General features: G+C 60.7%; 15 protein-coding genes and 2 tRNA genes. 11 read left to right on the plus strand and 6 right to left on the minus strand.

From position 1 onward, the window contains the following. The first annotated feature begins 1,044 nt into the window (after positions 1-1,044). A complete protein-coding gene (locus F0P96_RS21310) occupies positions 1,045-1,170 on the plus strand; it encodes a hypothetical protein (RefSeq protein WP_262714369.1) in 126 nt (41 codons plus the stop codon). A gap of 325 nt (positions 1,171-1,495) precedes the next feature. Here the strand turns inward: F0P96_RS21310 and F0P96_RS13520 are convergent. Next, a tRNA-Phe gene (locus F0P96_RS13520) sits at positions 1,496-1,568 on the minus strand. Between the two features lie 163 nt (positions 1,569-1,731). Here F0P96_RS13520 and F0P96_RS13525 point away from each other — a divergent pair. The 5 genes from F0P96_RS13525 to F0P96_RS13545 all read left to right on the plus strand — a co-directional run bounded on the left by F0P96_RS13525 (position 1,732) and on the right by F0P96_RS13545 (position 8,071). After that, positions 1,732-3,093 (plus strand): 4Fe-4S dicluster domain-containing protein, encoded by a 1,362-nt coding sequence (locus F0P96_RS13525; RefSeq protein ID WP_151079448.1) that lies wholly within the window; start codon positions 1,732-1,734, stop codon positions 3,091-3,093. Between the two features lie 159 nt (positions 3,094-3,252). Then, positions 3,253-4,113, plus strand: a complete 861-nt coding sequence (locus F0P96_RS13530; protein WP_151079864.1) for a (Fe-S)-binding protein — start codon at positions 3,253-3,255, stop codon at positions 4,111-4,113. A gap of 148 nt (positions 4,114-4,261) precedes the next feature. Further along, the gene (locus tag F0P96_RS13535; RefSeq protein ID WP_151079449.1) at positions 4,262-4,756 is read left to right on the plus strand and encodes a hypothetical protein; all 495 of its coding nucleotides are present in this window, start codon (positions 4,262-4,264) and stop codon (positions 4,754-4,756) included. Positions 4,757-4,876: 120 nt separating this feature from the next. Beyond that, positions 4,877-6,889 carry an OmpA family protein gene (locus tag F0P96_RS13540; protein WP_151079450.1) on the plus strand — a complete coding sequence of 671 codons (2,013 nt, stop codon included), beginning with the start codon at positions 4,877-4,879 and terminating at the stop codon, positions 6,887-6,889. Positions 6,890-7,150: 261 nt separating this feature from the next. Continuing rightward, complete coding sequence (locus F0P96_RS13545; RefSeq protein ID WP_151079451.1) at positions 7,151-8,071, plus strand: proline and serine-rich protein 1 family protein; 921 nt, start codon at positions 7,151-7,153, stop codon at positions 8,069-8,071. Between the two features lie 75 nt (positions 8,072-8,146). Here F0P96_RS13545 and F0P96_RS13550 read toward each other — a convergent pair whose 3' ends face one another. Further along, a complete protein-coding gene (locus tag F0P96_RS13550; protein ID WP_151079452.1) occupies positions 8,147-8,614 on the minus strand; it encodes a DUF4293 domain-containing protein in 468 nt (155 codons plus the stop codon). Positions 8,615-8,692: 78 nt separating this feature from the next. Between F0P96_RS13550 and F0P96_RS13555 the strand changes: the two genes are divergently transcribed. The 3 genes from F0P96_RS13555 to truA all read left to right on the plus strand — a co-directional run bounded on the left by F0P96_RS13555 (position 8,693) and on the right by truA (position 11,440). Next, positions 8,693-9,892, plus strand: a complete 1,200-nt coding sequence (locus F0P96_RS13555; protein ID WP_151079453.1) for a thiolase family protein — start codon at positions 8,693-8,695, stop codon at positions 9,890-9,892. Then, a complete protein-coding gene (locus tag F0P96_RS13560) occupies positions 9,892-10,449 on the plus strand; it encodes a GNAT family N-acetyltransferase (protein ID WP_151079454.1) in 558 nt (185 codons plus the stop codon). Before F0P96_RS13555 ends, F0P96_RS13560 begins: the two co-directional genes overlap by 1 nt. 127 nt (positions 10,450-10,576) lie before the next feature. Then, on the plus strand, positions 10,577-11,440 hold the full coding sequence (truA, locus tag F0P96_RS13565; protein ID WP_151079455.1) for a tRNA pseudouridine(38-40) synthase TruA: 864 nt from the start codon (positions 10,577-10,579) through the stop codon (positions 11,438-11,440). A gap of 123 nt (positions 11,441-11,563) precedes the next feature. On the opposite strand, the gene F0P96_RS13570 is transcribed toward truA, so the two are convergent. Next, positions 11,564-13,996: an outer membrane beta-barrel family protein gene (locus F0P96_RS13570; RefSeq protein WP_151079456.1), complete on the minus strand. Its 2,433-nt coding sequence runs from the start codon at positions 13,994-13,996 to the stop codon at positions 11,564-11,566. Positions 13,997-14,371: 375 nt separating this feature from the next. Here F0P96_RS13570 and F0P96_RS13575 point away from each other — a divergent pair, with 375 nt between their 5' ends. Together F0P96_RS13575 and F0P96_RS13580 are read left to right on the plus strand one after the other, a co-directional pair. Further along, a complete protein-coding gene (locus F0P96_RS13575) occupies positions 14,372-16,078 on the plus strand; it encodes an ABC transporter ATP-binding protein (RefSeq protein WP_151079865.1) in 1,707 nt (568 codons plus the stop codon). Between the two features lie 104 nt (positions 16,079-16,182). After that, entirely contained in the window at positions 16,183-16,701 is a 519-nt protein-coding gene (locus F0P96_RS13580) for a hypothetical protein (protein WP_151079457.1), read from the plus strand. A 75-nt stretch (positions 16,702-16,776) separates the two neighbouring features. Here F0P96_RS13580 and F0P96_RS13585 read toward each other — a convergent pair whose 3' ends face one another. The 3 genes from F0P96_RS13585 to F0P96_RS13595 form a co-directional block, all read right to left on the minus strand. Further along, on the minus strand, positions 16,777-17,568 hold the full coding sequence (locus F0P96_RS13585; protein WP_151079458.1) for an outer membrane beta-barrel protein: 792 nt from the start codon (positions 17,566-17,568) through the stop codon (positions 16,777-16,779). A gap of 100 nt (positions 17,569-17,668) precedes the next feature. Further along, positions 17,669-18,379: an outer membrane beta-barrel protein gene (locus F0P96_RS13590; RefSeq protein WP_151079459.1), complete on the minus strand. Its 711-nt coding sequence runs from the start codon at positions 18,377-18,379 to the stop codon at positions 17,669-17,671. Between the two features lie 154 nt (positions 18,380-18,533). Then, positions 18,534-18,607, minus strand: a tRNA-Pro gene (locus F0P96_RS13595). Between the last annotated feature and the right edge of the window lie 71 nt (positions 18,608-18,678).

Here is an 18,678-nt window from a genome sequence, read left to right on the forward strand (position 1 = left end):
CCGCGCCCCCCCGCTGGTCCCGCCCGGACCCGAGCGGGGGGGCGCGGCCCGTTTACACCCGCCCCGCCCCGGCACTGCGGCTGCGTCAAGGGCCCGCAGCACGGCCCTAATGGTGCCGATATGTTTTGCTAGGGCTGAGAAGCTATCAATGGCTTGCCTTTGTAGCAAACTGTACATTTGCAGGCATATGTGCTCTTCATTTTTGGCTGCACGCTGCCTATACACATTAATTTGCATCATTTGCGCTGACGAAGAATTCGTGTAAAGCCATAATTAATTGCAAGTGCTGCTATGGGTCATAGAACCCGTAACCGCAGCCGACTTCACCCTTAAATACAACTGTTATTTGCTACGGCGACAGATAGGGTAAGGCCGTCAACCCCATCCAAAGCCTATGTGGCTTTAGCAGCCACTAACAGAGTTTCAAGCCCGGACTCGTCAGGGGCAGCCCGTGGTCAGCTTGATGAAACTTGGGCTATGACAATCAGCAGTTGCGCAGCCTCCACCCAAAAGACGGTCACTCCATACCTTGTGGGCTTAGCAAGCAAGTTGAAAAGCGTGAAAGGCGGTATTAATCAGGAGCAAGGGCTCCGCCTACAGGCAGAGAAACTGGAGGGCTAGGTGGCTGCGGCTATTTACCATAACTACTAGACGGAAGCAACCGCCTATATGCACAAGCTACTCACGCGCCTGCAGGAGCGATGGTACAGTTCTATAAGCAGTTAGGATTGCTCTGGGTTGCCGTCATCGTGCGACTGAGCCAGCGTGCTACAAAGCTGACGAATTACTTAAACTGAGTTATTTATCAACTTGGGAGCTACCTAGACATATGCTCGGCTGGCCTTAACGCCACATTGCATCATAATCACACCTTCAGCGACTTTGGCTATCTGCTCGGTACTGCTGTGCAGGATCCTGTTATCCTCTTAACTATGGATAAGCTAACATCCTTGTAATGTTACTGAACCTGACTTGGGCTGTGGCGCAGACAAACGCAAAACCGCTGAAAATGGGCCTGCGGAAGTTGGGGCAGACGCAAATTACATGATCATCGACGCCGAAGAAGTTTCTGACAAGGTGATGCTTTCTCGAGCCGAGCAACAAGCCGCTGAATTGAAAACAGAAATCTTGCAGAAGCGGCCGATGGGGTCCAGGCTATATGCAGGGTAATGAAGAACTCTGTAACTGCTGCGCTGTCCTCTGGGACACTACAACTCCATCGATGCTTGGCCACAGCTAGGGTTACCGCACTTTCGGCCTACTGATTATCGTGCCTGAACCAAATTCCAGAACACCAACGAGGAGTTGGTTAGCTCAAATAGGCGCAAGACACTAGGTCAAACGGAAGGTATTCAAATGGGCAGTTTGAGCATGCCTTCTGCAGCAAGATGCTTATTCTCGACCTTACCTTATCCGTTGCCTCGGACAAAATAAAAACTAAAGGGAAAGGTCTTAAAAAGCAAAAACCCTCTGGAGTACCAGAGGGTTTCAGGAGTGGTGATGGACGGAATCGAACCGCCGACACAAGGATTTTCAGTCCTTTGCTCTACCAGCTGAGCTACATCACCAAGTCCGTTCGGTTGTGCTGAACGGAGCGCAAAAATACGAACGACGATTCAGCTTGCAAGATTTCGGCGGAAAAAATCTTTGTGCCGAAACGGATTACTTTTGTTCGCGTAGCAAAAGTGTTAGGCATGCCTACTATCTTGGCACTCACGTAACCCCTCGACCGTGATTCAACAAATCCTTTTCTTCCTCGTTGCGGCCGCCGGCATCGGCTTGTTCGCGTGGCAGGTGCGAAAGATTCGCGCCAATATTCTTAAGGGCAAAGACCGCGCAATGGGCGGACCCGTGAGCGAACGGATCAACAAGACGCTGCTTGTGGCCCTGGGACAGCAAAAGATGTTCAAGCGCATCACGCCGGCGCTGCTGCACATGGTAGTGTACGTAGGCTTTTTGGTTATCAACGTTGAGGTCATCGAAATCCTGATAGACGGCATCTTCGGCACGCACCGGGTGCTGAGCTTCCTGGGTCCGGTGTATGACGCGCTGATGGCGGTAAATGAAGTTCTCGGGGCGCTGGTCATTGTTGCCGTCGCCGCGTTCTGGTGGCGCCGCAACCGTACCCAGCCCGTGCGCCGCCTTACGGGCGTAGAAATGCGTGCTTGGCCGCGCCTCGACGCCAACATCATCCTCTACATCGAAGTGGCGCTGATGCTGGCGCTGTTCACCTTCAACACGGCCGATCTGAAGCTGCATCAGCAAGAAGGGGTGGAGTTGCCGGGCGCTTTTCCCATTAGCTCGTTGCTTGTGGGTTTGTTTCCCGATAGTGTTACGGCGCTACACATGCTGGAGCGCATCGGCTGGTGGATTCACATCACGGGCATTCTGGCCTTCCTGAATTACCTGCCTTCGTCGAAGCACTTCCACATTATCATGGCTTTCCCGAACGTGTATTACTCGCGTTTGGTCCCACAGGGCCAGTTTTCGAATGTCGACAGCATCACGCACGAGGTGAAGGCCATGATGGACCCGAGCTACCAAGTGCCGCCCGCGCCGGTCGACGCCGACGGGCAGCCGGTGGTGCAGCGCTTCGGCGCCAAGGATGCCGACGACCTCTCGTGGCTGAACCTGCTGAACGCGTATTCCTGCACCGAGTGCGGCCGCTGCACCTCGGTGTGCCCCGCCAACCTCACAGGCAAACTCCTTTCGCCGCGCAAAATTATTATGGACACGCGCGACCGGATTGAAGAGAAGTACGAGTCGCCGCTGATTTTTCAGCCCAACAAGTACGACCCCGAAACCGAGCGCGTGAAAGTGGACGAAGAAGGCTCGTTGGTGCGAGGCAAAGTGACGCCCGAAGAGCTGTGGGCCTGCACCACCTGCAACGCCTGCGTGGAAGCCTGCCCGGTAAACATCAACCCGCTCGACAGCATCATCGAAATGCGCCGCTATTTGGTGCTAGAGGAGTCGGCCGCGCCGAACTCGTTGAACGTGATGTTCTCGAACATCGAAAACAACGGCGCGCCCTGGGCCTTCTCGCCCTCCGACCGCTTCAACTGGGCTGACGAGCTGTACGTGGCCGAGAAGTAGCCATTAGCTAGTGGCTGTTCGCTGTCAGCCCGCAAGTCCCGCAAAAGCAAACAGCCGAAAAAGCATTCGAACATTAACAGCTAATAGCCAACAGCTAGCGGCTTTCCTTCAAAATATATGGCTGAGCAAGTAGCCAAGCGCCAGGTTTCTGTTCCCCTCATGGCCGATTTCGCGGCCCGCAACGAGCAGCCCGAGGTATTGTTCTGGGTCGGCTGTGCCGGCGCCTTCGACGACCGGTACAAGCGCGTGACCCGCGCCTTTGTGCGCATCCTGGAGCATGTGGGCGTGAAGTACGCCGTACTGGGCATGGAAGAAACCTGCACCGGCGACCCCGCCAAGCGGGCTGGCAACGAGTTCCTGTTTCAGATGCAGGCCATGCAGAACATCACCACGTTCGACGGCTACGGCATCAAAACCATCGTGACGGCCTGCCCGCACTGCTTCAACACCATCAAGAATGAATACCCCGCGCTGGGCGGCAACTACGAGGTGATTCACCACAGCACCTTCCTGCAGCAGCTCATCAACTCGGGCCGCGTGAAGGTGCAGGGGGGCGAGTCGTACAAAGGCCGCCGCATCACCTTTCACGACAGCTGCTACCTGGGCCGCGCCAATGATATTTACGAAGCCCCGCGCGAGGTGCTGGCCGCCCTCGATGCCGACCTCGTGGAAATGAAGCGCAGCAAAGCCAACGGCCTGTGCTGCGGTGCCGGCGGCGCGCAGATGTGGAAAGAGCCCGAGCCCGGCAAGAAAGACATCAACGTGGAGCGCACCGAGGAAGCTCTGGCTACCCTCGACGGCAACGCGGCGGCTCTCGACGCCCTCTACGGCGTGGAAAGTGGCAATGCCGGCACCACACCCGCGCCCAAGGCTAATGCCCAGGGCAGCATTATTGCCGTAGGCTGCCCGTTCTGCATGACGATGATGAGCGACGGAGTGAAAAACAAGGAGCGCGAAAGCTCGGTGCAGGTGTTCGACCTGGCCGAGTTGGTAGCCTCTGCCGAAGGGCTCAACGCCTAGGCAAACCCCACAAATTGGCCCTAGATTAGCGGCCCGAACCAGCGGAACTTTCTGCCGGTTCGGGCCCTTTTTCTTGTGTATCGATGGCCGCGACTGGGTCTTTTTTCCGGAGCCCGGCACCGTCCAACCGAGTTGCTTCCTGCTGTATATGTACGTATCCTTCGACCAACTGCCGCCCGAGGCGCGCATCTGGATTTACCAGGCCGACCGCCCGCTGACCGAGGCGGAGCTGGCGGCCGTCGAGCCCGCTCTGGCGCAATTTGCCGCCGACTGGACCAGCCACGGCCGCACCTTACACGCCTCGGCCGCGTTTCTGCACCGTCAGTTCTTGGTAATAGGCCTCGACGAAGCTGCGGCCGATGCCAGCGGCTGCTCCATCGACGCGTCGGTGCGCTTTGTGCGCGGGCTAGAGCAGCAATTGGGCGTGCACCTGCTGGCGAAGGAAACCCTAGCTTTTCTCGGCGCCGATGGGCAGGTGCATCTGCTCGACCGCCGCGACCTGCGCCAGGCCGTAGCCGAGGGCCGCTTGCAGCCTGATACGCTGTATTTTGACAACACCGTGGCCCGTCGGCAGCAGATTGGTACGGCTTGGCCGGCACCGGCGGCTACTACTTGGCTGCGCCGGTATTTTGCGGCGCAATAGAAAAAACAGCGGCGCTAACCGGAAACCACGGCATTCTTAGTATTATTGCTTGCCCTAGATTGGCTTTGCCCCGGTTTTGGCGCTTCATTTCCACACCCACCCACCCTTCTCTTTTCATTTATGAGGAACCTGATAGTTGCCTGTGCCGCGGCCGGCTCGGTAGCCGTGCTCGGCGGCTGCGCCACCACCGGCGGCGTTAGCAAGGCCGACAAACGCTTCCTGCGTGGCGAATACGAAACCGCCATCGAGCTATACAAAGCCGACGTGGCCAAGGGCAAGGACATTGCCATGGCGAACTACCGCATTGCGGAGGCTTACCGCCTCTCCAACCGCATCGAGCAAGCTGAGTCATACTACAAGGCGGCTCTGGATGGCGCGGTGAAAAACCCGGACGCTGCTTTCAACTACGCACTGGCTCTGAAAGCCAACGGCAAATTTGAAGAAGCCGCCACCCAGTTTCAGCAATACGCCACCAACGGCACCAACCGTACCCTCGTAGCCCGCGCCGAGCGCGAAGCGCAGAACGCCAAAGCTTCCACCCAGCTGACGGCCATGCGCAACAACAACGAGGTAATGCCGCTCGACCAAATCAACTCGCCTGCCTCTGATTACAGCGCTACTATCAAACCCGACACCAAGGAACTGATTTTTGCTTCCGGCCGTGACGGCAAGAAATACCTCGGCAACGGCGAAAACTTCACCGACCTCTATGCCATCAAGTTTGATGACATGGACAAGATGACCGGCGGCACCGTGGCGCCCTACAGCGGCACGGCTGCGGCTGCTCCGGCGGCTGGCGCTACGCCCGGCTCGCCCACGGCGACGCCCTCGAAGGACGCCGACAAGGTGGCCATCAACAAAGCCAACACCCACGAAGCCTCGGCAACCTACTCGCCCGACGGCAAGACGATGATCTTCGCCCGCTCGAACGACGGCTCGAAGAAAGGCTTCCTGAGCGTGGATTTGTACGTGTCGTATTTCCGCGGTGGTGCGTGGACGCAGCCTGAGCTGCTGAAAGGCGTAAACAACAGCAAGGCCGACGACTTCTCGCCGGTTCTCTCGCCCGATGGCCAGACGCTGTACTTCGCCTCGAGCCGCCCCGGCGGCCAGGGCGGCAACGACATCTACAAAGCCACGATGGGCGCCAACAACCGTTTCTCGGCTCCCGAGAACCTGGGCGACCAAATCAACACCCCCGGCAACGACAACTTCCCGGCAGTAGCTCCCGACGGCACGCTGTACTTCTCGTCGGACGGGCATCCCGGCTTTGGTAAGCTGGACCTGTTCCGGGTAGAGAAAAACGGCAAGGTGACCAACCTCGGCGCCCCCATCAACAGCAACGGCGACGACTTTGCGCCCTACATGACGGGCAAAGACATGGGCGTTTTCTCCTCGAACCGCGCCGGTGGCAAGGGTTCCGATGACCTGTACATGTTCCGCAAGAAGCCGCTGAAGCTGGTGACCTTCTACGCCGAGGGCAAAGTGCAGGAGCTGGATACCAAAACCGGGGCTACGGCTCCGCTGTCGGGCGAAACGGTGACCATCACCAACGCTGCGGGCCAGAAGCAGGACGTGCAGGCTGGCGCTGATGGCACCTTTAAAGTGAAGCTCGACTCGGCTACCGCGTACTCGCTGGTGGCTGACCGTCCGGGGTACTTTGCTGCTCGTCAGAGCGTAAGCACTGTGGGCCGTACGCCGGCGCAGGACCAGCTGCCCAACGAGATGAACGACATCAGCATCCCGGTGACGCTCACGCTCAATAAGATTGTGGTGAACAAGGCCATCGTGGTAGAAAACATCTTCTACGATTACGACAAGTGGGATATCCGTCCCGATGCCGCCACCGAACTCGACAAGCTGGTGCAGACGCTGGTCGACAACCCCGACATCAGCATCGAGCTTAGCTCGCACACCGACTCGCGCGGTAAGGATGCTTACAACCAGACCTTGTCGCAGAAACGCGCGCAGTCGGCTGTTGACTACATCATCTCGAAAGGCGTAGACAAGTCGCGCATCACGGCCAAAGGCTACGGCGAAACCAAGCCCGTAATCAAGACGGCAAAGACGGAAGAAGAGTACCAGAAAAACCGTCGCACGGAATTCAAGGTAACCAAGATCAACCAAGCCAAATAAGGCTACTGGCTGACTTGCAAAAGGCCTGCACTACCCAGTGCGGGCCTTTTTGATTTTTCAAGAGGGGGAGTAGCCCGAACTTTTCGTTCGCGCATCGCAGAATAACGGTAGACCAAGCTTCAGCAACGATACGCGGAAGGTTCGCGTTACTCTCGCGCGGCCGCTTGGACCCCCTGCAGCGCTCCTGCGGATTGGCATAGAAGTTGGCTTACGCAGCGCAGGCACGGTCGTGTTGGCCGGTGCTTTTGCTCTCGACAAGCCATGAAACGAATCTTACTACTGTGCCTGGGGCTGGTGTTGCTGGCCCAGGCAGCAATGGCCATTCCGGCCGGCATGGCTGTGCGCTCGGAGCGCGGCCTGCCGTTCCGCCTGCGCCTCGACGGGCAGCGCATCGGTGGGCGCTACGGCCTCACTCAAGTGCGGTTCGACCGGCTGGCGCCCGGCTACCACTGGGCCGAATTTCAGGTACCGGCCGGGCGTGGCGTGATAAACTACCGCACCCAAGTGCGACTGCCCGAAGGCCGCGAAAGCCGCTTTGTACTGGTGCTGCGCAACGGCCGCCCGCCGCTGCTCACGCGCTTCGACGAAATTCCGCTGGCGGGCTGGGCGAACTACCGCGGCGGCCCGGTTACTGACTACGGCTACCGCCACGAACCCACGCCCTACGGCAACGCCAACGGCTGGCCAACTCCCGGCAATGCCGATGACTGGTACAACGACCGTGACGGCAACGAAAATGGTTATGGCAACAACGGTTCCTACAACCAGCAGCCTGGCAACGGTGGCTATAGCCAATACCCCAGCAACGGCGCGGGCAACCAGTACCCGGGCAACGGCGGCAACTACAACCAAGGCTACCCCAACGGCGCCTATGGCAACAACTACCGCCACGTGCTGGACCCGCGCGAAGTAGACGACCTGCTGCGCGCCGTGCAAAGCAAGCCCTTCGATAGCAGCAAGCTGACGCTGGCCAAGCAGGCATTGGAGCAGAGTGACGTTCGGGCCGAAGACCTGCGCCGTCTGCTGGCCGGGCTGGACTTTGAAAACTCGCGCGTCGATCTGGCCAAGTTTGCCTTCGCCCACGTTGCGGACCGCCAGAACTTCTACCGGGTGTACGAGGCGTTCAGCTTCGATTCGAGCGTGCAGGAAGTGCAGCGCTTTGTGGGCAACGGGCGCAGCTAACGGCCTTGCATGAACACAAAAAGGCCCCGCCGACAGCTGTCGGCGGGGCCTTTTCGGTAGTTGGGCGTGCGGATTTTAGCGCAGGCGGTCCATGGAGCGTACCAGCTTCTCGTCGGAGCGGATGAAGCGGTTGGCCAGCAGGTTGAGCAGCAGCGCCAGCGTAGGCAGGTAGAAGCCAGCCTCGAAGTCGCCGGGCACCTTCACGTTCAGCAGCTGCTCGCCCTGCGACGAGTAGTAGAAGCTGGCGCCGAGCGTGGCCGAAATCAGCAGCAGGTTGAGGGCGCCGAGCTTGAGCTGCAAGAAGCGGTTGCGGTACTGAAAAATCTCGAACAGGGCCACGGCCGCCGACGCCACGGCCAGGACGCCGATGGCGTAGGTGCCCATAGAGGCCTGGCCGGGGGCCGAACCAGTGAGCTGCCAGGCGGTCATGGTGAGGGTTTGGCCGCTGACGGGGTCGGTTTTGGTCCAGATGGGCAGGAACGTCACGCTGACCATGGCCAAGGCCAGCAGCAGCAAAAACACGCTTTGGATTCTTTGTATCATCTTTGTTGTTTGGAATCAGGTCGTCCCAGACGGGCCGGCAAAAGTAGCCAAAAGACTCCGGTAACCCGCATTTAGACAATGCCTGAAGCATATATCGTGGACGCCGTCCGCACGCCCGTGGGCAAATTCGGTGGCGCCCTTAGTTCCGTACGGCCCGATGACATGGCCGCCCACGTGCTGCGCGAGCTGATGCGCCGCAACCCCACCGTGGACCCCGCTTTCGTGGAAGACGTGATAATGGGCGCCGCCAACCAAGCCGGCGAAGACAACCGCAACGTGGCGCGCATGGCCGCCCTGCTGGCCGGGTTGCCCCAGTCGGTAGGCGGCGTTACCGTCAACCGCCTGTGCGCCTCGGGCCTGCAGAGCATCATCGACGCCACCCGCGCCGTGCGTTCCGGCGACGGCGACGTGTACCTGGCCGGCGGCTCTGAGAGCATGACTCGTGCCCCGTTCGTCATGGCCAAGTCGGAAACAGCGTTTGGGCGCGACTTCACGGCCCACGACACCACTCTGGGCTGGCGTTTCGTGAATCCCAAGCTGGCCAAGCTGCACCACCCGTACTCGATGGGCGAAACCGCCGAGAACGTGGCCAAGCAGTACGGCATCACGCGCGAAGAGCAGGACCAGTTTGCCTTCGAGTCGCAGCGCCGCTACCAGAAGGCGTTTGAGAAGGGCCGCTTCCGCCGCGAAATCGTGCCCGTGTTTGTGGCCCAGCCCAAGAACGACGCCGTGCTCTTCGATACCGACGAGCACCCGCGCCTGACCACGCTTGAAAAACTCGGCACCCTGAAGCCCGCTTTTGCTGCCAACGGCAGCGTCACGGCCGGCAACTCGTCGGGCATCAACGACGGCGCCGCGGCCACGATGGTGGTGGGCGAGGAAGCCGTCAAACGATTCAACCTCAAGCCGCTGGCCCGCGTGGTGTCGTCGGCCGTGGCGGGCGTCGACCCGGCCGTGATGGGCCTGGGGCCGATTCCGGCCACGCGCAAAGCCCTGCAGCGCGCCGGCCTGACGGTGCAGGACCTGAGCCTGATTGAGCTGAACGAAGCCTTTGCCTCGCAGGCCATTGCCTGCATGCGTGACCTGGAGCTGGACCCCACCTGCGTGAATGTGAACGGCGGCTCCATTGCCATCGGCCACCCGCTGGGTGCCAGCGGCGCGCGCATCACGGCCACGTTGCTGCACGAGATGCAGCGCCGCGAGGGAGCCCGCTACGGCTTGGCTACCATGTGCATCGGGGTAGGGCAGGGGGCTGCAGTCATCTACGAAAAGCTGTAATGCGCGCGGCGCCGGCCCCCGATACTGTGCGGCCCACGCTGCCGTTGTCGGTGGCCGGCGTGTGCCTGCGCCCGTTCCGAACCGAAGATGCGCCGAATCTGGCGCGTCACGCCAACGACCAAGGCATCTGGCGCAATTTACGTGACCGGTTCCCGCACCCGTATGCGCTGGACGATGCCGAGCGCTACATCGCGTTTGTAGGCAGCACCGAGGGCCGACAGGACTTGCATTTGTGCGTGGAAATCGACGGCGAAGCAGCCGGCAGCATCAGCGTGCTGTTCAAAGACGATATCGACCGGCGGGCCGCGGAAATCGGTTACTTCATAGGGCGGACGTATTGGGGCCGGGGCATTGCCACGGCCGCCGTGCGGGCCCTGAGTGCCCACGCGCTGGCGCATTTCGACCTCTGCCGGCTTTACGCCACGGTATTTGACTACAACCCGGCCTCCGGCCGCGTGCTGGAAAAAGCGGGGTACGTTTTTGAAGCGCGCCTGCGCCGGAGCATCACCAAAGATGGGCAGACGGTGGATGGGCTGCTGTATGCGCTGGTGGTGTGAGGCTTTGGCATATGCTGTTAGTTGCTGGCTATTGGCTGGTAGCGTCCCCGGCGAAAGAAGTAGGCAGGGCCTAACTGCTGGCTGAAATTGCCCATCCTTCATTCCTAATTATTTATTGCCTAGCAACGTGCGCTATTTCCTTGAGCTGGCTTACGACGGGACCCGCTACCACGGCTGGCAGGTGCAGCCCAATGCCCTGAGCGTGCAGCAGGAATTGGACCGCTGCCTCTCGCAGGTGCTGCGCCAGCCCATCAGCACGCTGGGCAGCGGGCGCACCGATACGGGCGTGCACGCCAGCCACCAGGTCGCGCACTTCGACGCGGAGATGCCCGCGCACCTCGACGAAACCACGCTGCTCTACCGCCTCAACCGCGCCCTCCCGCCCGATATCGGGGCGCACGCTCTCTCGCCGGTGCGGGCCAACGCCCATGCCCGCTTCGATGGGCTGGCGCGCAGTTACGAGTACCACGTTACGCTCCGGCCCGACCCGTTTAAAGTGAATCAGGCGCTGTGGCTCGACAAAGCGCCCGATGTGGCGGCCATGAACGAGGCGGCCGCGCATCTGCTTGGGCAGCGAGACTTCACCAGCTTCTCCAAAACCAAGGGCGCCGAAACCCACTACGTGTGCTGGTTGCACGAAGCCGGCTGGCACTCCACGCCGCACGGCCTCGTGTTCCGCATTCGGGCCAACCGCTTTGTGCGCGGTATGGTGCGACTGGTAGTGGGTACCCTGCTCGATGTGGGCCGCGGCCGCCTCACGCCCGCCGCCTTTACCGATATCCTGCACCGGCAGCAGCGCATTGCCGCCAGCGGCGCCGCCCCCGCACACGGCCTCTATCTGAGCCGGGTAGAGTACGCCCCGGATGTTCTGCTGCCCGGCTTCGAGCCGGCTGAGCGCCCGTACTTCGTCACCGAGCAGGACCTGGCGCCGCACTACTGGCACCCGACGTATGGGCTGGGCGAGGTGCCCGGCGGGGAAGGCGAGGGCTAAAACCGGGCGCTAGAAGGCGGTCATGTTGGAGCGCGGGTGGCCGTCTGGCACTCGACTGCCTTCGGCTGCGGGTTGTAACCCCTTCGCGCTTGGGCAACGATTCGGCTGCCACACGTGGTCGGCTTACCCGGCTCGGTTCACTTCTTCCAGGGTGGTGTTGCGGCGCTTGGTGTCCACTTTGCCGCCCTTGCTGAAATTGTAGCGCAGCGTCAGACCAACGCTGCGGAAGCGGAAGTACTGGTTGAAGTCGTTCACGTTGCCGTTGATGTTGGTGCTGAAGCGGTACCGGTAGCCTTTGAACAGGTCGTTGGCGTTGAGAGTTACGTCCACCTTGTCGTGCAAAAAGCTGCGCTTGAGGGCTATGCCCACCCAGTGCATGGGTTTGATCTGGTAGAGGCCCGAGGCCGTGGGTCCCAGGTACCGTGCCTCTACTTCCAGCCGCAGCTTCGCGGGCAGCAGCAGCGTGTGGTTGGATTGCAGCATGTAGTAGAGCTGCTCGTTGACCAAGAAGCCATTGGTGGCATTGGTGCTGAACTTGCGGTACGACACCACCACGGTGTTCTGCGTGTCCCACCACTTGGCCAGCTTGTACGGGGCCACCCCGGTCAGGCCAATGAGGTGGCCGGTATCGAGGTTGTCGGTGGTGTACTTGGTGGTGGCCGCCTCCACGTCCAGAATGGGCACTTCCGAAAGGACAGCGGTTTGGTAGTCGTAGGTGAGGGCCAGGCTGTAGACCTTGCGCAGCGTGTGCGTGAGGCGGAAGGCCTGCGTGTACTGCGGCCGCAAGAAGGGGTTGCCTTCCTCGTAGGTGTACGGGTCGCGGTAGAAGCGGAAAGGGTTCAGGCTGCCGTAGTTCGGGCGGTTCAGGCGGCGGCTGTAGCTAAAGCCGAGGTCGTAGTCGGGGGTAACCTGCCGCTGAGCAAACACGCTCGGAAACAGGTTCAGGTACCGGCGCCGGGTGGCCTGGCCCGTGGTGTACGACTCGCCCAGCGACTGGGTGTTTTCGACCCGCAAGCCGGCCTGCAGCTTCAGCCGCTCGCCGGCTTGGCCGCTCCAGTTCAGGTAAGCGGCCTGAATGCGTTCCTGGTAGTGGAAGTAGTTGGTACGCAGCGGATCCAGCACCAGCGCGCCGTTGTTGAAGTAGAAGCGGGAGTCGTTGTCGGCCGTTACCTGGCTGAACTTCACGCCGGCTTCCACTTTGTGGCCGTCGGCCAGCGGCCGGGTAAAATCGGCCTTGGCCGCGTAAATGCGCAGGTCGGAGCCGGTGTTGGTGTACTCCACGTTCTGGGTGCGGAGCTGGGTGCCCAGGTCGGTGAAAACGTTGAAGAAGTCGGCCTCGCCTTGGTTGTCGATTCGCACCAAGTCCAGGTCCGCCGTCAGGGTGGTACCGGCCGTGTCGAGCTTGCCGTTGTAGTGGAGGTTGCCGGTGTAGTTCTGGTAGGTCGAGCGGCTGAAGTTATCGGCGTCGATGTACCGCGTGGGCTCTTGCGGCGACGAGCCCAAGTAGGTATCGGTCAGGAAGTCGGAGTGGCCCCGCCGCAAGGTGTAGCCCGCCATAAACCCCACGCTGTGCTGCTTCGTCAGGCTGTAGTCGGCGCCCAGGCGCACGACCGGCGGGCTGGTGGAAACGAAATTGCCGGTGGCCTGCTGGTTGAAGTACGTGGTGCTTCGCTCCCCATAGAAGATGCGTGTGAACGTGGCGTCGCGCCCGCCCACCCGGCGCGAGGCGTCCAGGGTTACAAAGCCGTTCCACTTCTCCTGCTTGGCGTTCAGGCTGGCGCCATAGGTGTGCCCCACCTGCTGAAAGTTGTAGTTGGTGCTGGCGTACACGCTCCCGTTGAGGCCCCGCTGGGTATTCTGCTTCAGGTTGAGGTTGAGGATGCCCGAGGTGCCTTCCGCGTCGTATTTGGCCGGCGGATTGGTAATGATTTCGATGTTTTTCAGGTTGGCTGCGGGCATGCCCTCCAGCATGCTGCGCAGCTCCCGGGCCGAGAGGTAGGTTAGGCGCCCGTCGAGCATCACCGTCACGCCGCTTTTGCCGTTGAGCTGAATGTTGCCGTCCTGGTCCACAAACACACCCGGCGACTTCACCAGCACGTCGAAAGCTGTGTTGCCGGCCGCCATGGCCGTGCCGGCCACCGACACCACCATGCGGTCGGCTTCCTGCACGATGGTCGGCCGCAGCCCCACAACGTTGACCTCGGCCAACTGCTTGGCGTCGGCTTTTAGCACGAGGGTACCAAAGTCCCGGCCGGGCGCTGCCGCGTTAAGCTCAAACACCGGCGTTTCCTGCGCGAGGAAGCCCACCGAGCTGATGCGCAGCACGTAGGTGCCCGCTACCGGTGCCTGGAGCTGAAACCGCCCGTTGGCGTCGGCCACCGTGCCCGTAACGCTGGCGGTGGCCCCGGCTTTTACCACCGCCACGGTGGCAAAACCCACGGCCGCGCCTTTGTCGTCCTGAATGGTGCCGGTGAGCAAGGCGCTGGTTTGGGACCACCCCGGGCCGGCGAGCAGTAAGAGGCCGAAAAGACCCAGCAGAGCGGAAAAGTATTTCATGCGCGTAACGGTTGGGGGATGAATAAGAACGGCCGCCTGGTGGGCAGGCTGCATCACACGGCCGCGGAAACCTGCGCTTCAGGCAATGGTTACACGCCCCGTCGAAAAAAATTGCCGTGCCTTCCTAAGCACTTACCGCCGACGGCTTCATCTGGCTACACCTTTGCCCAGAGCGCATAGAAACCCCGCCCCGCAATGGCGTGACCTTCCAGCTCCTAGCTGCGGCTGCCGTAACTTGCGGGCCGCTTGGGCGGTTTACTCCCGTACGCGTTTTCCCTCCCGCCCTCATCCTCCTGTTTGCCTGTGGAGTCTGCCAATCCTACTACCGCCACCAAAACCGGCAACATCTTCGACTGGCAGGTGCTGCGCCGGCTGATGGTGTATGTGCGGCCCTACCGCGGCGTCTTCGGCCTGCTGATTTTCCTGACCATTGCCACGGCCGCCCTAGGCACCGTGCGCCCGTTCCTGATTCAGCAGATGGTGGACGTGCAGATTGCCGCCGGCGACTGGTCGGGGCTGAACCGCATGTTTTTCCTGCTGCTCGGCCTGCTCGTGGCCCACACCGGCGTGAGCTACCTGCAGACCTACTACGGCGGCTGGCTGGGCCAATTCATCGTGCGCGACATCCGCGTCGACCTCTACCAGCACATTCTCAACCTGCGCCTGCAGTTTTTCGACCGCACCCCCATCGGCGTGCTCGTCACCCGCAACATCTCCGACGTGGAAACCCTCTCCGACGTGTTCAGCGAAGGTCTCGCAGCCATGATCGGCGACATTCTGCAGCTGGTGTTCATCACCGCTTTCATGTTCTACATCGACTGGCGCCTGACGCTGGTGAGCCTTTCGGTGATTCCGCCGCTGCTGCTGAGCACCTACGTGTTCAAGGAGAAGGTGAAGAAGTCGTTTCAGGAGGTGCGTACGGCCGTGGCCAACCTTAACGCCTTCGTGCAGGAACACCTGACGGGCATGAACGTGGTGCAGATTTTCAGCAACGAGCAGCGCGAGTTCCGCAAGTTCGAGAAGCTCAACCAAGAGCACACCCGCGCCAACATCCGCTCGGTGCTCTACTACAGCATTTACTTCCCGGTGGCTGAAGTGCTGGCCGCCATCGGCGTGGGCCTGCTGGTGTGGTACGCCGCGCAGGGCCAGATCGAGGGCACCATCTCGAAGGGGGCGCTCATCGCCTTCATCATGTACAACTCGCTGTTTTTCCGGCCCATCCGCCAAATTGCCGACCGTTTCAACACCCTGCAGCTGGGCTTGGTCAGCACCGAGCGCCTGCTCAAGCTGCTCGATAGCAAGGAATTCATTGCCGACAACGGCACCCGCCAGCCCGAAAATCTGCGCGGCCAGGTGGAATTCGACCACGTATGGTTTGCCTACAACGAGCCGGAGTGGGTGCTGCGCGACATCAGCTTTGCCGTGCAGCCCGGCCAGACGGTGGCCCTGGTAGGAGCCACCGGGGCCGGCAAAACCAGCATCATCAACCTCCTCTCGCGCTTCTACGACATCCAGAAGGGCCACATTCGCGTTGATGGCCACGACCTGCGCGAGTACGACCTCAAGGCCCTGCGCACCCAGATTGGCGTGGTGCTGCAGGACGTGTTTCTTTTCGCCGGCACCATTCAGGACAACATCACCCTCGGTAACACCGACATTACCGAGGCCCAGATCTGGCACGCGGCCGAGCTGGTGGGGGCACGCAAGTTCATTGAGCGCCTGCCCGGTGGCCTGCAGTACAAGGTGATGGAGCGCGGCGCCACGCTCTCGGTGGGCCAGCGCCAGCTCATCTCGTTCGTGCGCGCCATGGTTTACAACCCGCGCATCATCATCCTCGACGAAGCCACGTCCTCCGTCGATTCCGAAACCGAGGAGCTGATTCAGGAAGCCATCGAAAAGCTGATGCGCGGCCGCACCTCGCTCGTTATTGCCCACCGCCTGAGCACCATCCAGAAAGCCGACCGCATCATCGTGCTCGACCGCGGCGAAATCAAGGAGAGCGGCCAGCACGACGAGCTCCTACGCCTCGGCGGCTACTACGCCCAGCTCTACCAGATGCAGTACTTGGTTAATGAGCAATAAGCAATGAGCAATGGCTTGGTGTCAGTGCCCGATAGCGGGTACGCAGGCACTTGGGCATCTGCTCTGTTGATTGTTCATTGCTCATTGTTAATTGATCATTGAATATGTCGCGTTGGTTTGTAATCATTGGGGCCGTGCTGGCGCTGGGCTTTGCCGGCGTGTATGCGTGGCTGGGCGGTTTCCGTAGCCCGCAGGTAGATGTACTGACCACCCAGCAGCCCGTGTTTGTGGCCGGGCAGTACTACGCCGGTATCCCCGGCCAGGAGTTCGGCGAATTGTTTCGCGAGGCCGGCGAACTGCAGCGCAGCGGCCGCCTGCGGGGCACCCTGGGCAACCTCTACTACAACGCCCCCGAAAGCGAAGGCGACTCTATCAAAGCCTTCATCGGCTTGGTGGTGGCCGATACCAGTCAGCCGCTGCCGACCGGGTTCCGCTACCGCACCTTCGCCGCCGGCCAGCGGGTGGTGCGCGCCCGCATTCAGGCCCACTACATGCTGGCCCCCGGCAAGCTCTATCCCGCCCTGAAAGCGGCCGCCGAAACCCAGAAGCTCAAGCTCCGGCAGGTGTACCTAGAGCGGTTCCCGGAAGAGGGGCCGGCTGAGATGGTGGCGGTGGTGAAATAGCCTAAGCAAGAGAAAATGCCCGGCGCTGTACCATCGGATGGTACAGCGCCGGGCATTTCTTTATAGTTGCAGTTCTTACTTTCCCAAGTAGAAAAACGCCCCTACCGACAAATTGCGCAGGCTGAAATTGGCGTCGAAGCCGCTGGTCTTGGTGGTATAGGGCTTGACGTTGGGGTTGTCCGACTCGAAGTCTTGCTTCAGGCTTTGGAAGCCCAGGTTGCCCAGTGTCAGCTCCAGGCCAAATTTCTCGGTCGGGAAAAACACGAAGCCGGGCGTGATGGCCGCAAAGCCGCCGCTGCCGCTCGTTTTGCTGTCGTAGCTGCCGGGTAAATCGGTGTCAAACTCGTCCGTCCGGTTTTGGTAGCCAGCGGCCAGCTGCCCGAAAAAGCCCGCCTTTCCCTCGTCGCCCACCAAGTGGTAGTAGCGCACAAAGGGGCCGAGTTGGGTGGTGCGGCTGCTTTCCTCGATTTTGAATTCCGTGCCCCGGAAATCGAAGGTGGGGCGGGTAACTTTCTGGTTGGCCAAGTTGGCAAACAGCCCCACGGCTAGGTTGTCGGCTAGGAAATAGCCCGCCTGAGGCGCGAAATTGAAGCGGGTGGTCTTCACTTCCGTGTCGGGTTGGGTGGTGCTAAAATCTGTTTCAGTGGACTGGCTCGAAAAGCCAATGGTGCCGCCCACCATGATGGTGCCGGCCGACGTTTGGGCCTGAGCCGCGCCGGCCAGTAGCAGGAGAGCGGCAGGAGAGCGGCAGGAAGCAAGTAGGTTTTCATGGGAAGAAGAATGAGTGAAAAGTGCGTTCCGAACACGAACATAGCAGGTAGCTAGGTGGCCCGACTGACCAGCGCCATGCCGCGCAGGCCCAAGAATGCAACAGGCTTGGGGTAGCCACCAGCCAAAAACAAGCCTGCCCGCTGAAACTCAACGGGCAGGCTTACTAATGTGGAGGAGAAGGACCCGACACGCAGGACTAGCGGCCGAAGTAGAACGCCGCACCAAACCGCAAATCGTTCAGGCCAATACCCGCATCAAACAAACTGCTGCTGGCCTTGGGGCTTTTTGCGCCGGTAGTCGAGGTCGATTCGGAGGACATTTTATCGAACGACAACCCGCGCAGGCTTACCTCCAGGCCCAGTTTCGATACCGGGAAGTAGACGAAGCCCGGCGAAAGTTGACCATAGAACCCGGAGCTTTCGGTGCGGCGGGTTTCGGTGCCCATGGCATTGGGGTTGGCCGAAAGCAAATATTCGTCTTCGGCCTTGCCCGTGCGGTAGCCCGCCCCGGCTTGGCCGTAAAAAGCCGCGTTTTCGCCGAGGAAGTGGTAGTAACGTACCACCGGCCCCACAGCCAGGTAGCGGCTCTTGGCCTCTAGGTCCATGAGTTTGGAGATGTCGCCGGTCAGGGAAGCGACATATACCGGAGCCGTGGCGTGGTTTTTCTGGTAATCCAGTCCCAGGCCCAGCATTAGGTTGTCGGCCAGGAAGTAGCCGGCGGTGGGGCCCAGGTCGAAGCCCGTGACGGTTTGCGTGGTGCGTTTCCCGCTGGTGGGGGTAAGCTCACTTTGGTTTTCGCGGCGCGAATAGTTGATGTTGCCGCCTACCAAGATAGTGCCGGCCGGAATTTGGGCCTGGGCCGTGCCCGCAGCCAATAGCAATGCGGCGGGAAGAAGGAATTTGTGCATGAAAGGGGGATAAGTGTGCGCCTTAAACGCGGCCGGGCTCACGGTAGTATAGCCCACCTGAAACAGGCCGCAAACAAACCCGGTAATGGCTTCAAGCTGAGGTATTGAAAACAAAAAAGCCCACCGAACCAAAGTTCAGCGGGCTTTCCGTTCGTCGGAGTGGCAGGATTCGAACCTGCGACCTCCAGCACCCCATGCTGGCGCGATACCAGGCTACGCTACACCCCGAGCGTGGCGCCTTTCGGGAAGGCGGCCGGTCACATTGTCCAGAAAAAAGCCCTGGTATCAGCTTCTTTCCT

Origin of the sequence: Hymenobacter busanensis (assembly GCF_008727865.1) — a bacterium.
GTDB classification, from domain to species: domain Bacteria; phylum Bacteroidota; class Bacteroidia; order Cytophagales; family Hymenobacteraceae; genus Solirubrum; species Solirubrum busanense.